Genomic DNA, 16,747 nt, shown 5'->3' on the forward strand with positions numbered 1-16,747 from the left:
TTGTATGGATTTGCATCTACACATAGCTCGGTGTTTGTGCGGTGAGTACTGGTAATGGGTTCACGGTGAAAGTGATCGTTGTTGTGTTTACACAGCCTGTCGCTGCATCGGTAAACGTCACATCTACTACATCGCCATCGGCGGCTGTATAGCTCGTGGCATCTGCAACTGCTACACCACCTACTTCATATACAAAAATACCCGCACTCGCTGTCATCGCGCTTGCCAAACTCGTCAAATTGTATGGATTTGCATCTACACATAGCTCCGGTGTTTGTGCGGTGAGTACTGGTAATGGGTTCACGGTGAAAGTAATCGTTGTTGTGTTTACACAGCCTGTCGCTGCATCGGTAAACGTCACATCTACTACATCGCCATCGGCGGCTGTATAGCTCGTGGCATCTGCAACTGCTACACCGCCTACTTCATATACAAAAATGCCCGCACTCGCTGTCATCGCACTTGCCAAACTCGTCAAATTGTATGGATTTGCATCTACACATAGCTCCGGTGTTTGTGCGGTCAATATAGGCAATGGTAATACATTCAATGTTACTGTACTCGTTGTATAACATCCATTAGCGTCCGCTATTCTTACATAGAGTACCACGTCATCTAAACCCATATATGGATTCGTGGGGTTTAACGCATTTACATTATTATCTGCATCAGCTACAGTATGATAACTTACCGTTAAGCCACCAGTCGTTGCATCTCCGCTGTTATCAACATCTATTCCATTTACATTCAAACTATTCCCTGCATCTTCTGCCGCATTCAAATTAAAACTTATACTGTTTGTAGGATTCGTGTCATTATCACATTGCTCTAATAGTACTGCATTTACTATCGGTAATGGGTTCACGGTGAAAGTGATCGTTGTTGTGTTCACACAGCCTGTCGCTGCATCGGTAAACGTCACATCTATTACATCGCCATCGGCGGCTGTATAGCTTGTGGCATCTGCAACTGCTACACCGCCCACTTCATATACAAAAATACCCGCACTCGCTGTCATCGCGCTTGCCAAACTCGTCAAATTGTATGGATTTGCATCTACACATAGCTCCGGTGTTTGTGCGGTCAATACAGGCAATGGGTTCACGGTGAAAGTAATCGTTGTTGTGTTTACACAGCCTGTCGCTGCATCGGTAAACGTCACATCTACTACATCGCCATCGGCGGCTGTATAGCTTGTGGCATCTGCAACTGCTACACCGCCTACTTCATATACAAAAATGCCCGTACTCGCTGCCATCGCACTTGCCAAACTCGTCAAATTGTATGGATTTGCATCTACACATAGCTCCGGTGTTTGTGCGGTCAATACAGGCAATGGGTTCACGGTGAAAGTAATCGTTGTTGTGTTTACACAGCCTGTCGCTGCATCGGTAAACGTCACATCTACTACATCGCCATCGGCGGCTGTATAGCTTGTGGCATCTGCAACCGCTACACCACCTACTTCATATACAAAAATACCCGCACTCGCTGTCATTGAACCTGCCAAACTCGTCAAATTGTATGGATTTGCATCTACACATAGCTCCGGTGTTTGTGCGGTGAGTACTGGTAATGGGTTCACGGTGAAAGTGATCGTTGTTGTGTTTACACAGCCTGTCGCTGCATCGGTAAACGTCACATCTACTACATCGCCATCGGCGGCTGTATAGCTCGTGGCATCTGCAACTGCTACACCACCTACTTCATATACAAAAATACCCGTACTCGCTGTCATCGCGCTTGCCAAACTCGTCAAATTGTACGGATTTGCATCTACACATAGCTCCGGTGTTTGTGCGGTCAATACAGGTAATGGGTTCACGGTGAAAGTAATCGTTGTTGTGTTTACACAGCCTGTCGCTGCATCGGTAAACGTCACATCTACTACATCGCCATCGGCGGCTGTATAGCTTGTGGCATCTGCAACTGCTACGCCGCCTACTTCATATACAAAAATACCCGCACTCGCTGTCATCGCACTTGCCAAACTCGTCAAATTGTATGGATTTGCATCTACACATAGCTCGGTGTTTGTGCGGTCAATACAGGCAATGGATTTATTACTAAAGTAACCGTAGCCGTACCGTAGCACGGAAGCATCTTCTACACGTGCATATAAAATTTGACCATTCGCACCCGCAAAAGGGTTAGTAGGGTTTATTGCATTAATATCTGCATCTGCATCAGCTTGAGTTAAATGATAGGTAACTGTTAAGCCACTTACGCCGTTGTCAACATCTGTTGCTGAAGTATTGCTCACTGCTGTTGCATCTTCTGCCGCAGTTAAATCAAAATTTAACGTATTACCTGTATTTGTATCTGTATCGCAAAGTGTTAAGGTTACTGCATTAGCTGTTAAATCAGGAGCAATTTGCAACAATAAGGTAGTAGTGTTATAGCAAGCACTTAATGCATCTTCCACTCTTACATATAAGGTAGTTCCGCTTGAAGTATAAGGGCTTGATAAATCATTTGCACCCGCGTCAGCATCTGCCTGTGTAGCGTGATAAGTAATAACCGCTCCAACCGTACTTGTAACTACTGCACTGGTTAAATCAAATGCAGCACTGCCATCTCCATTGTTATCGCATAATATTAAAGTATCAGCCATTACAACAGGCAATGGATTTACAGTTAAAGTAACAGGAGCAATGGCATAACAACCATCTGCTGTTTCTACTCTTGCATAAATTGTTTCATCTACACCCACTGATACAACTTCCGTAGTAATAGCGTTGAGGTCAGCATCAGCATCGGCTTGTGTGGCGTGATAAGTAACCGTCAAACCACTTACGCCGTTATCCACTTCATCTTGTGCTATTTCGCCCAAGGTAGAATCACCATCGCCTTGGTTGGTGCTTGCAGCAGGATTCTCAGCATCAGCTAAAGTAAAATCTACTGTTCCGTCTCCATCATCACACAAAACCAAAGTAACCGGATTAGCAATAGGAAGCGGCAGAATAATAACCTGAACTTTTACGGCAGTTGTATTGGCTTCATCTAAATCCAAACACAATAAACCTACCGTAGCAGGAGTAGGTGAAATAGCAACAGTTCCATTGCTTACATCATCGCTGCTGTTGTCATTATCGGCATCTACAATTTCCTGAATATCATTATCGGCGGGGTCGGCTGCTCCATCAATACTACTCAAATAAGATAATACCGAAGCAGGTGTATTCAATACAATATTGTAGGATAATCCAAATATATCATAAGTACCCGCAGGCAGTAATGAATAATCAAAATCGCCGCTCAGGTTATATTGTAAAATTTCACCCAAACTATCCGCCAAAATATAAGCATATTCGTAATCGGCGGCAGGAATAGGTGTAATTTCGTCTATTTGCGTATAAACTGCACCAAACGCTGCCGAAGCAGCAGCATCGTCCAATAAGTCGCTACCCTCACAAATTTCAAACGGTGCAGTAGTTGGTGTTGTCGGCTCTAAATCACCGGCATCGGCAACACAACAATTACAAGCTACCGCATAAGGAGCAGGGGCAGAAGCGATGTAGCAATAGATGTCAAAAGGAGCAGTTTTTGCTATTACATCTGCAATAGCAGCATTATCACTTACATCTCCATCTACTGCCAAAAATGTTCCGGCTCCCAATAAAGCACTTTCTAAACTCGCCAACTCACTATCCAATACATTTAAAGCGTATATTTCATAATCTCCATTCTCTAAACCTGTAAACAAGCCGGTATGATTGGCATCAATAATAGCACCTACAGCCAAAGCAGAACCGTTGTAAGTGCCGTCATTTTCTACCAATATATATACCTGTGTATAGCCGTTGCTGTTAAATGTACCCGGTGTAGATTGTGCGATAATAGTTCCCGAATTGGGAGAGGCTGTACAATCGCAGGAGTTTTCGGCTAAAGGACACAAGGCTTCTACTACCTCCACTTGTGCAGTACAAGCAGTACAAGGAGCAACAGCGTTGGCATCGGTTACTGTTACGGTTTGAGTACCCAATCCTGTTCCACTATGCACATAAGGACCGAAATATAAAGTACTACCGCTAAAAGTTTGAGTAGCCGCTCCAATAGAAACGCTATAATCAGCCAAACCACCTGTGATAGCTGTAACAGCCACATAATATTCATTATCGGCGGCGGCTACACCACCTGCTCCTGTACAAGATGCTACTGCTGTAATAACAATCGGGTCTAAAACAGTAAATGCTGTACAAGCACTTACATTTATATCACCGCATACAACACCCGCTGCCGTTGCTACTGCATCATTTTCCGTGAGCGTTGCCAAATAAGTATTGATATTATCATTTAAGGCAGGTAAAGGATTAACAGCCAAATCAGCATCAGCAGGATCATAATTTAAGCCCTGAATACAATAACTACCTGCTGTTAAGCCGGCAGGAATTGATAAATCATCATTAAAATTGGCAGGTATTGCCGAGTTGTAGTTAGCAGAAGAAATAACTGCTTCTATTGTGCCGTCTGCTGCCACCACATACCATACATAAGCATAGTTGGCAGCCGGCAAAGCAGCACCAAAATCTACGGCTACATTGATGGTAGAAGCTACACTTCCGGTTCCTGTATCGGAACATATAGAAGTACAACTTGCCGTACTTTGTGTACCTGCACTCGGATTACAGCAATTGCAATTATAGGATTGACTCGCACAAGGACCTACACAAGAAGTAGCAGGTGTAGCATAAGGCGAACCTACCTGAATTCCGGCATCTGCCAGAAAAGCTGCCAAATCAGCATTCAACACATTAAAAGCATAAACTGTGTATGGATTAGGCGAAATAATACTTGTAAATAAACCTGTATTATTGACTACCGCCACATTTCCTGTATTATCATCTACCAGTACATATACATAAGTAGTATTATTGATAGTGCCACTATTAACAGTAAGCGGAGCAAATTGTGCCAATATTTGAGGGGCATCGCAAGAGCAACCCTGCGTGTATCCACACAATACAGGTACTACTTCCGTTGTCACCGGACAAGCTGCATTGGCTTGGTCAGTAATTTCTATACTCACCACCTGCGTACCGCTCAGGTCATTTACAAAAGGACCAAAAGTATAGGTAGTTGCTCCTGTATTGCCGATATCATTGATACCCGAACCACCAGTACCCACAGTTCCGGCCTCGGCTGCTGCACCAGTAATATTTACATCATAGGTTTCAGAAGCAGTTAAGCCGCTTACTATGATATAAAATTCATCTTGATCAGCACCTGCACAAGAAGGTACTGCGGTGTAGGCGGGAGGCACACAACAACCTGCTGCCGCCACACTTGTTGTAAGAGTTTGATCTGCCACACAAGCAGCAGAAGCACTTACCCTCAAACGAACATAGATAGGTGTTGAAGGTGCAACACTTGACATTATTGTACCAGAAGTAACACTTGCAAAAGAAGTAGGTGCTGTTCCACCCACCCCATAAGATGTTCCGCCAATACTATAACTATATTCATAAGCTGAACAAGCGGTAGGAAACGTATTGAATCCAATAGTAGAAGTATTATCGGCACAAGTAGGCGTAGCCGTTTCTGTCAAAGAAAAAGAAGGCTGCACATATATATCTGTTGTAACAGCAGTGCGTGTAACGGATTCGCAACAACCCGGACGTGCTACGGAAGCATACACCGTAGCTGTTTGTGGGCAAGTACCATCAGGTGTAATAGTGAGTGTGGTAGCAGTAGTAGTGGAAGTACCCAATAAAGTACCTCCTGTAGCCGCATCATACCAACGTATTTCATCACCGGCTGTTAAAGATGTCACAGCAAAAGGAACAGAAACAGTGCCGCTACCACTCCAACAAGCCGGAGATGATATTGCTGCTACCGGAGCAGCAGGTTCGGCAGCTACTGTTACATTCACTGTATAGCGATAATAACATTCGCCTCCACTTGAGCTATTATTACCTTTGGTAGATTCGCGCATCGCAAAAGTAAGCGTATAAGTACCTACCGTAGTATTTGATGTTTGTACCGTATCAGTAACAGTGCGAACACCGTTAGCATCAGGGATACTTACTGTTGGGGCTGGATTTAATGTAACATTAGCAGCAGCAGTAGCACCGCTTTGATTAACGGTTGTATTTCCTCCAGAACTAGATGTTGCGGTATTTGCAACACCATTATTAATATCCATAAAATTCAGCATCTCACCCGTAAAAGCAAAGTTTATAGGCGTATTCTGACATACTGTAACATTAATAACAGGATTATCATTTTCATGGTGTTGAATATCGTAATCAAATATCGGAATAACAGGAGGAACAAAATTGACACAGGAAGATACAAGAGCCACGGTTGCTGTTGCTGCACCTAAATCATTGGCTCTGCCCGGAGTTGGGCTATTATCATCTATCCATGTTGTGGAGCCGTCTGTTTGCCGTGAGATACTGGAATTACACCCTGTTATACAAACATTGACATATTCATAAGCTGCGTCACCAATGGCAGGTAAATTAATACCTCCTACAGGCGGCGTACAAGTACCTCCAACATCTGATATAGGAAATCCCCCACAAGTACCATAGGTATAAGCTAATCCTTCAGGTTGAGTACCTCCTAGAGGAGAACCATCTTGTGTACACAAACCTCCCGAAGTTGTGCTACCTAACAAGAGTCCACAACCATCAGGATCATTTTCATAATTACCGGGCGTACATAATGAAGTTGAGGCATTCAAATTAGCACCCGCTTGAGAACAGTAGGATACCGCATCTACAATTGCACCCGTAGGGTCAAAGAATACAATGCGTTGTCCATCTCCATTTGTAATAAAACTTGTTCCATTATCATAGGCAACAGCAGAGGTACTACTCGACACACAATTACAAGTTGCTAAATTAACAAATACTACATTAGAGCCTGCACCTGCGGCGGTCCAGCCGTTAAAGTCTCCGGCTGTTTGGGAAAGACCATTATTACTAACGCCCCCTGTAAAATTGGTAGAATTTCCCAGCACTAAATACCCGCCCGCCGGAATAATAGTTCCAGCAGGTATAGTGAGTATATTATTATCATCTGTAGCGATAATATGGCAACCTACATCACAAGGTACCCCCGGAGGGCAATACAATTCAATAAATTCACCTGTCCCAGATTCTCCATTGCCAGGATCAGGTTGAACTTCATTAATAACTACCTGTGCCGTAAGCAACTGATTCGTTGCTACAATACAGATAATCGTTAATAATTTTAAGAAATCTTTTAAAAATTTATTCATTGGTTGATATTTTTATTTTTTTTACTATCAAAGAATAAAGTTCAATTACCGTCCCAAGGGAAAGTAGGACAAGTAGGACACAATCTAATCTCAGCAGGATCGTAGTCATCACTTCCGTCCGTAGCTCCGGTATCGTTATCATTCGGATCCGGCACAGTTCCAGTTTCATTACCCGGCACACTATCGCGGTCGGTAGCAGGAACTATACTGTTATCTACATTAGTTGCAAAGCTAATTTCTGCATTATTTATGAGAGTCGTACCAGTAAATGTTGGATTAACAATCATAGTAACAGTCACTACAGCACTACCTCCTCCGGTGGCTATTTGGTCAATAATATAACCATTAGCAGTTGTAGTACCAGAAGAAACAGAAGTTGCAGAGACAAATGTTAAATTAGCTGCATTAAAATAATCCGTTATTTCTACATCATAAGCCGTAACCGTACCTTGATTATAAACAGTAATATCAAAAGTAATCGTATCCCCTAAATTGATAGTACCTGTTGTTGTCAAAGTTTTTGTTAAAGCCAAGTCAAAACAAGATTCTACCGTAATCGTAAATACTGCGGTATCAGGCAAACAAGGGCTTACAGCTGCAAGCGTATAAACAAATGTATAAGTACCTTCAGCTACTCCTGTAAAGTCAAGCGAAGCGGGATTGCTCAACGATACGCCTGAAGCAGTAGAAGAGGTTTCAGCCCAACTGCCTCCGGTATCTGCACCACTCAACAAAGCTGTCAAATCTAATAAACTGGGGGCATTACCTGCATTACATACAGTTGCCACATTATCAGCACCAGCGGTAGGTTGAGTATTTACGGTATAAGGTATTTGCACCAAAGAAGATATACAATTTGTAGCTGTATTTCTAATTCTTACCCACAAATTACCGCTACTTGTAGGAGCAATACTTGGCGAATAAGTAGAACTGGTAGAAGTAGCAGGATTCGCTGCTGTAGTTGCACCGGCATCTGTAAACCATTCAAATTGTTCATTTGCTCCCAACATAGCAGGGCTTGTAATATTCACTATAATATTACTGCCTTCACAAACAGCATCTATGGTCGCGGTAGGAGCAGCAGGTGCACCCGGAACAGCATTAATAGTAACCAAAGAAGTAGCTGAGATACAATCCGCCATTGCATTTTTAAGTACCACATTATAATCACCTGAAGACAATGAACCAATAGTCAAAGAAGTAAGTAAATTATAGGTAGTGCCACCGTCAATAGAGATAGAATCCACACCAACACTCAAATTAACCAAATTTGATAAAGTAATAGAACCTACATTATCAGGCGGTGTACAAGAAGTGGGGTGCGTAGGAGTTGCCGTAAAGGTTGGCAAAGGATTTACTATAATTTGTAAAGTATCTATATCCAAACAACCCGTAGCTGCGATACTGTCACGCACATAATAGGTGGTAGTTGCTCCCACCGATACGCTGCCCAAGGCACTGAAAGGACCACTCACCGAAGTGGAATAACCCAATGTACCTGTGCCGCCACTCACCAAGGTTGTCAAATCTACCGTGCCACTGCCACACAAAGTATCATTCAATACGGTTATGTCCGGCAAAGGATTTACTATAATTTGTAAAGTATCTATATCACGACAGCCCGTAGCTGCGATACTGTCACGCACATAATAGGTGGTAGTTGCTCCCACCGACACACTGCCCAAAGCACTGAAAGGACCACTCACCGAAGTGGAATAGCCTAATGAACCTGTGCCGCCACTCACCAAGGTTGTCAAATCTACCGTGCCACTGCCACACAAAGTATCATTCAATACGGTTATGTCCGGCAAAGGATTTACGATAATTTGTAAAGTATCTATATCCAAACAGCCCGTAGCTGCGATACTGTCACGCACATAATAGGTGGTAGTTGCTCCCACCGATACGCTGCCCAAGGCACTGAAAGGACCACTCACCGAAGTGGAATAGCCCAATGTACCTGTGCCGCCACTCACCAAGGTTGTCAAATCTACCGTGCCACTGCCACACAAAGTATCATTCAATACTGTTATGTCCGGCAAAGGATTGACGATAATTTGTAAAGTATCTATATCCAAACAGCCCGTAGCTGCGATACTGTCACGCACATAATAGGTGGTAGTTGCTCCCACCGATATGCTGCCCAAGGCACTGAAAGGACCACTCACCGAAGTGGAATAGCCCAATGTACCTGTGCCGCCACTCACCAAGGTTGTCAAATCTACCGTGCCACTGCCACACAAAGTATCATTCAATACTGTTATGTCCGGCAAAGGATTTACAGTAAAACATTCCGCCGCACTAATATCCATGCAAGCAGTACCGGGCGTGGTAGCCCAAGGGGCATTCAACAGCGTAGCACCTGCATCTGTAATTGCCCCAAGCGCATTATACAATTGTCCAATATTTATAATAATACCATCTTCAGTATCTACTGTATTGTCTTTATAAGAAATTCCATATACACAATAATCTCCGGCAGGCAAATCAGCAGCAGTAAAAGTACCTGTTGCATTTTGGGCTTCTATTGTATCTGCACTATCCACTAATATATAAGTATAAAAATAATCTGCTCCTAAAGTTATATCTGTTGTAGGATCAACAGCAGGAGCAACATAAACAGAGTCAGTAACAATACCCAATCCTTCACAAATATCATTAATTGGAGTTAATGTACCGGCTTCAGCAATACAACAAAGACAACTAATATTTACGGTAGCTGTTTCAAATATAGCCTCCCAGCAAGGTGTAGTATTGGTATAAGGATCTGCTGTCGTGCCACTTCCGGCATCAGCAGTAGCAATAAAAGTATCTATATTATCGCCTACCGCAATATCTGATGTAATAGCAGCAGCATCAGCAGTAAGATAGTTGATGGCATATATTTCATACGTTCCGGTTTCAACACCTGTAAATATACCTGTACTATTGCTCTGAACGATTTCGCCTGCGGTAGGTGCTGCTCCATTGGCTACGTCCCAATCGCTGCGATACACCAACAAATAAACTAAAGTATGACCGACTGTATTAAAAGTCCCCGGAATTACCTCACCATTCAAATCACCTGCCGAGCCATCACAATTACACACAATCAGCACCGTGTTATTATCGCATAATTGGGGTGCAAAAGTGAGTGTTTCAGCACAAGTGCCACTACCCAAAGTAACTGTAACAGTTCCGTTAGCATAGCTAAAAGGACCTACTAATACATCACCTGTACCAGAATAAGTTGAAGAATAGGTTTCTGTACCGTTGCTCGCCGAAATAGCTGTAGTAGCCGTAGCTCCCGTAATACTTTGAATATTGATATAGAAAGTAGCAGAATCACTGACCGCTACACCACCTGCATCAACGCAACTATGATTAAGAACAAAACTGATTTCTTGGTCAATCATCACCGATACCGATGTACGTGTGGCACTGATACAACCGCTTGTGTTTTCGGTTTCGGCATAATAAGTAATCGTTTGCGGATAGGGTCCTGTAGGAGTGATAGCTACCGGTGTATAACTTATACCCGTTGCCAAAGCTGCACCACCCGCTGCCGCATCGTACCAATTTACAGTAATCCCCACACCCGGGTCTTGTACCGAATAAGTAGGATTTACAGTACCTACGCCATTATAGCACAAAGTATCACCAACAGCAACAGGAGCAATTGGCAAAGCAGATACATTTACTGTAGCCGAACCGCTATCAGTTCCCGCACAACCTGTAGCATCTGCAATACTTGAAATAGTAATGGTATGCGCACCGCTTCCCAATGCAATAGGAATAGATATATTAAGTGTTGTGGAAGATATAGAAGCAACCGGTTGATCAACGCCATCAATGGCATAAACAACATCAAAAGGCAAAGTACCACTATTGACAGTAATAGCTCCCGTAATAATAGCAGTCTGTCCGGGGCATACAGTAGTAGAGCCGCTCAATGTAACATCAGGCAAAGCATTAATTTGTACAGTGGCACTACCCAAAACAACCGGAGTACAAGTACCTGCGGGAGCACCTGCCGCCACTTTCACATCTCCTATTATATAAGTACCGCTTTCGGCGGGTAAGGTTAAATTAAAAGTAGAAGCACTGACATCATTTTGAACAGTAACACCATCTTTAATTAAATCAAAAGTATAATTAGCCAAAGAACCCGCACTTAAAACCACATTTAAAACAACAGGTCCCGGCGCACAAGCAGTGCCTCCGCCGGAAAGCGTAAGCGTTGGGCAAGATACATTGATATTAACAGGAGAGCCTATTGCGTCTGCTTCATCGGGTGCAGCAATAGGGCAGCCGGAAGTAAACGGACTTATTACAGGAAAATAATAATAAGGCACACTCGTTGCTCCCGTACACATATCAGTAGTAATAAGTGAAGGAGCATCACAACAAATAGCACCGCAATAATAATTAGTAGGACATTTAACTGAAGCACTAACCGTTAAATCATCTATTCTATAATTAGTAGAAGTAGCTGTGCTTGACGCTGCCCAACCATGAATCCTCAATCCCAAGGTTACGCTACCCGTAAGACCGGTAGAACCAATAGAACCTGAAAAAGAACCACAGGGAGCAACATTAGATATAGTATAATTTGAACCCAATTGTGTGTAAGCTCCTCCATTCAAACTATAATAAATAGCTCCTTGCGAAGCACCAGCTCCCGAGCGCGAATGTCCAAAAGTAACGCTTGAAATATCCAAAGTACAGCCTGCAGGCACTGTATAAGAATATGTAAATTGAGAATATTCGTTTAGATCTATGGCGGCATTGCTGGCATCTATACCAGCAATAGACATGTGCTGATCAGCCCCACAAGGAGTAGCTGTAGTATTAGCAATAGTTACTCCCCCATTACCTGAAGGTGCAGTAGCAGAGCCTGCCGTTGCCAAAGCATCAGCGCAAGGCGGCGGTGTACCCGGTGTTACTACACCAGCACTTATATTATCCCAACGAATAGTAACAGGTACAGGCTGTGGCACAGGAGTAGGGATTGTTTTAGTACATACTAAAGTTTGCGAAGTAGCAGTATTCGGATCATTTGTTGTACTTCTATACCAAGACAATGTTCCACCTGCCGGCAAATAATCACCATCAAAACAAAGTGTTACACCATCTCCCACACATAAATTGCTGCCATTCGCAGTACTGCCCGTATTCACAAATGTTTCAGGACAAACAGGAGCTAATCTGCAATTAGAGTTAATATCTATCTGAACAGGTGCAAAACAACCCGAGCCGTCTGTAACTATTACATACAAATTATTAGTTAAAGTGGTAGGTAATTGAAATAAACCAGTGGTATTGCTACTTCCTACCGGTGTACCTCCACTTGCCGGAGAACCGGTTCCACCTTGATACAACTGATAAGTATTATTCAAACCACCGCTAATCAAAGAACTGATATTTACTACACCCACCGGAAAATCAGTAGGACAAGAAATTGATGTTTTTGAGGTAGCGAGCGGTGTAATTACATTCACAATAGCTGTATATACCATATAACAATCGCTATTAGAAGCCACATTAGCGGGGTTTGCCGTGAGATTAGAGCCTACATTAGAAGCAGCTATGGGAGCATTTGTTTTATCGTCCCATACAAAAGAGAGTGTATAAGTACCTGTTGCAGGGGGCGTATAGGTAAAAGATAAAGTAGTAGTACCTGTGGTTGTGTTGGGAATAATAGAATCCCAAGCAATAGGCGAGCCACCATTCACAAGTACAAAAGAGCCGTGTTTTCCGTCACTAGTACTAATAGTAGGCTCTACCTGTTGGTAGTTATATACCTCTATACTAAAAGTAGCAGGCGCGGGTGTACACTGTATCAGGTTGGTAGCCGATGTAAATAAATCCACCGGAGCAGTATTGGCTAAACCCGGATTAGGGTGTTCGCTTTTTTGCCAACCAGCACAACGGTCTACCACACTATTAGAAGCGGGCAAAGTAGTGCGTTGAAAAGAAGAATTACAACCTGTTAATACATCACTATCCTGAATATTGCCACCTGTATTGGTAGAATTTGTTAAGTCGCAATACAAACTACCGGAAATAGGGGGCATAGTAAATGAAACTCCCGACTGATAGCAAACTCCTCCAGGCTGTAAAGCAGCAGGGAGCAAACCCCGATTCCCTTGACCATTCCAAGTAGGCGAGCCCAAAGTGTAGCTTGTATTGCCGCCACAAGTACTAACTGTGGTATTATCAGCAGTCAATAAACAAGCACCACCTCCCCATTGCACGGCATCTTGCAAACTGCCACTACCATCAAACAATACAATTTGGTCGCCATCAGCAGCACCACTATTATCAATAGTAAATCCGGTAGCTGCCCAATCCACATAAGCGGCATTCGCGGGGTCGCATATATCAAAATCAATGGGCAAAGTAGGCATAAAATCACCATCAGCATAAGCAAGCCCCGACCCCGGATTGGGATTAGGAGATACTGCCTGGCTACAAGCTATCAGGTAAGTACCATCAGCTGAGGTTTCAGCATCAGGTGGCAGTACAATAACCCATTCGCCATTGGTAACGACATAACAGCCGATATTTGTATTCGGTGCAGATACCAATTCCACGATACCATCGTTTTCTGAATCATTATTGCCTGTATCACCGGAAGTTTCATTAATAAAAACCCCCTGTGCCCCCAACCTTAGAGGTAAGCAAACTAACAGTAAAACAATAATTTTTTGAATATTACTATTCAGTATATTTCTATTCATAATATGATATAATTTCAAGATAAATGATTATTTCACGATACAAATTTCTTGCTTTCTATTATAAAAAAATGATTTAACTCATTATTTATATTTTATTTTTTTTACAAAAAATCCTATACTAAACAAAGCGTACATTAACAAATTATAAATATTTAGAGATCATTAGAAAATTCTTAATTTGCCTTGTCTATAAATTTATTTCATAAATACTAAGGTGTCCAAAATTGCCCTTGTCCCGGATTACATACGGGGGCAGTAGGACAGCTTATATTCGTATTTGTAATAGTAGAACACTGTGTTGATTGTACACGCACTTCAAAGCTATGCGCACCAGAAGCTACATTATTAAATATGTTGCTCGTTTGAAAAGCACCACCATCTATATTATATTCCAATGTACCCGCAGAAATAGTAGCCGATACGGTAATATTAGCCGTACCATCTGCATTACAAGTTCCGGTAACATTTACGACAGATACAGGATCAATAATAATTTGTACTTCTGTATCTGCCACATTCAAATTATCCAAATCCAAACAATAAGCCGTGCCGACATCATGAGCATCTATTTGGGATATATCATTGGCAGTACCATCACCTCTAATCATCGCTATATAATTCACTATATTGGCAGGTGTGTTGGTGTCGCCATAAGAAAGTCCATATACTGAATAAGTTCCGGCAGCCAAAGCAGTAAAATCAAAATCGGCGGTAGTGCCATAAATAACATCAACGATAGTACCCGCAGCATTGGTAAGTAAGAAAGCATAGCCAAAATAAGTAGGCGGCTCATCTTCATTAAAGGCATCGTAGTTGGCAATAAAAGCAGCTGAAGCAGTAGTAAAATCCAACAAATCTGTTCCTTGACAGATATTAAAATCGGTAGTAATGGTGGTAGTATTAATATCGCCCGCATCAGGTGTGAGTGCCCCCATTTTCTGAATTTGATAATATCCGTGAACTGTATCAAAGTCAGAGCCTTCATTATCAGAGCCGGGTTGAGCCGCTGCATTGTTAGAGCCGGGTCCGTTATCTATTTGCCCGTCCGCACATTGATTGAACGCATCGGCATTAACAGAATGACAAGTGTTAGAGCCATTAATAATTTGACAAAGGTTGCAATGTGCATCACTTACGCCTGTTACCGGATCTACTGCACCGCCGCAATAATCTGAGTCATAGGGGCTATCGCCTACTTGTTCATAAGGCGAACCAGAACCCTGTCCGTTGCCCGGACCGCTATCGTAAATATCGTAACTATCATCATCATAAGTAGTATAAATGGCAAAATTCCAAGTAGCACCATTAGCGGGTCTGCCGCCTAAAGCACTCCACGGAATACGCACTTCGGTAGTACCGTCACAGCCATTGAATATGGAGCGAAAATCAAAGGAAACTCCCACACCTTCGGCTCCGGCGTTGCGGTCTTCGACAACGGGAGTGCTACTGCCGGCTGCAAACAAAGCAGCGTAATCGCCTCCGTCTGTTGCAGGGGCTATCAAAGGATTAGGACCAATTTGCTCCACAAAGAAAAAATACTCGGGATCCCAGCCGGCGAAATCTACTTTTTTATTTTTAGGAGCTTGTGTGTTGGCTAATGTTACTGCTGAAGGTGTAGTGCTGTTGGTATTGTTGTCGGTATCAATTGCTACAAACAAATCCATTCTATCCAAACGCCCCGAATATTCGTGATATGCAGAAGGTCCTCCTACTACCATCCACAAATAATCATTATCCCAAGTCACATAAAATTGTTTTACATCTGCTGTACCCCAATTAAGCGAACATATATCATTATAATTATTCGTTTCTACATCATAAGTAACAATTCTTGCAGAACTTTCACCCGGAAAATCAGAATCAACCGTACTACCGCCTGCCATAGGTCCGGCATACGGATCTTCTACAATATGCTGATATTTATTAGCATCAATATTACCATCTAAAGTAGGGAATGTTTTGACATATTGGCAATCACAATCATCGCCAAAAGTACAATTAAGTATGGTGGAAGTATAACAATAATTTTGACCTGCATTATTCAAATAGTTGATGGTTGCCAAATTGTAATTAGTTCCTATCTGGGCAGGTGTAAGGGTAGATGAAAACACATAATATTCAACAGAAGACGCGGCGGGCAAAGAAGGAATAATTCCCGTTGCCTGCACCGGAGAACCACTAAAACCCGTTACTTCTATCAAATTGGAAGTAATAAAACCATCTGTTGTATAGCGGATATAAATATGCTCTCCGGCAGAAGGTACTGCATTTAAAGTTACCACTACTTCCTTAGCAGGTGCTGCTGCACCCGCATCAGAACAATCATCTGGTTTTAAAAAAGCTGATAAAATATTAGCAGGTGCAGCAGCAGTTTGCATCACTAAAAAACTAACTCCGCTCGCTCCATCGGCTGTTTTAAAAATATAGTAATCACCGACACTGCTTACATTGATGTAAAATGCTTGCGCGCAGCCCACACCATCATAAGTAGTTCCGGTATTCACGGTAACCAATTCATCGGCACCGCAAGGATTGGGACCAAATTCACTGTTATCTCCGCCCCAGCAACGCACCATTCTGAAATATTGATTACCTGTGCCATTTGCCTGATCAGTATAAATACGAGTAGTACCTATACCAGCATTAAAACAAACCATATCGGCAGGATTTGACCAACCATTTGTAAAACCAGTTCCAATAATACCATTTTGAGCAACAATATTTAAACTCAAAAAAGTAACGATGGAAGCAAATAAAAATACGAGTTTGAAATTCATATTTTAAATGTTATTTATTT

3 protein-coding genes are annotated in these 16,747 nt (G+C 42.5%); all 3 read right to left on the minus strand.

What is annotated here, in order from left to right; all coding sequences use genetic code 11:
- Nucleotides 1-16: 16 nt before the first annotated feature.
- Nucleotides 17-7,228, minus strand: coding sequence for a lamin tail domain-containing protein (locus tag IPL35_08860; GenBank protein MBK8443503.1), 7,212 nt, complete (start codon nt 7,226-7,228; stop codon nt 17-19).
- A gap of 41 nt (nt 7,229-7,269) precedes the next feature.
- Nucleotides 7,270-13,950: a DUF11 domain-containing protein gene (locus tag IPL35_08865; GenBank protein MBK8443504.1), complete on the minus strand. Its 6,681-nt coding sequence runs from the start codon at nt 13,948-13,950 to the stop codon at nt 7,270-7,272.
- 209 nt (nt 13,951-14,159) lie between these two features.
- Nucleotides 14,160-16,727, minus strand: a complete 2,568-nt coding sequence (locus tag IPL35_08870) for a hypothetical protein (protein ID MBK8443505.1) — start codon at nt 16,725-16,727, stop codon at nt 14,160-14,162.
- Nucleotides 16,728-16,747: the final 20 nt, after the last annotated feature.

It is taken from the genome of Sphingobacteriales bacterium, from assembly GCA_016711285.1.
In the GTDB taxonomy this organism is placed as follows: Bacteria; Bacteroidota; Bacteroidia; order Chitinophagales; family UBA2359; genus JADJTG01.

What these genes read in the sequence shown, in the direction of transcription:
- IPL35_08860 (MBK8443503.1), bottom strand. Translation starts at nt 7,228, where the DNA reads ATGAATAAATTTTTAAAAGATTTCTTAAAATTATTAACGATTATCTGT.
- IPL35_08865 (MBK8443504.1), bottom strand. Translation starts at nt 13,950, where the DNA reads ATGAATAGAAATATACTGAATAGTAATATTCAAAAAATTATTGTTTTA.
- IPL35_08870 (MBK8443505.1), bottom strand. Translation starts at nt 16,727, where the DNA reads ATGAATTTCAAACTCGTATTTTTATTTGCTTCCATCGTTACTTTTTTG.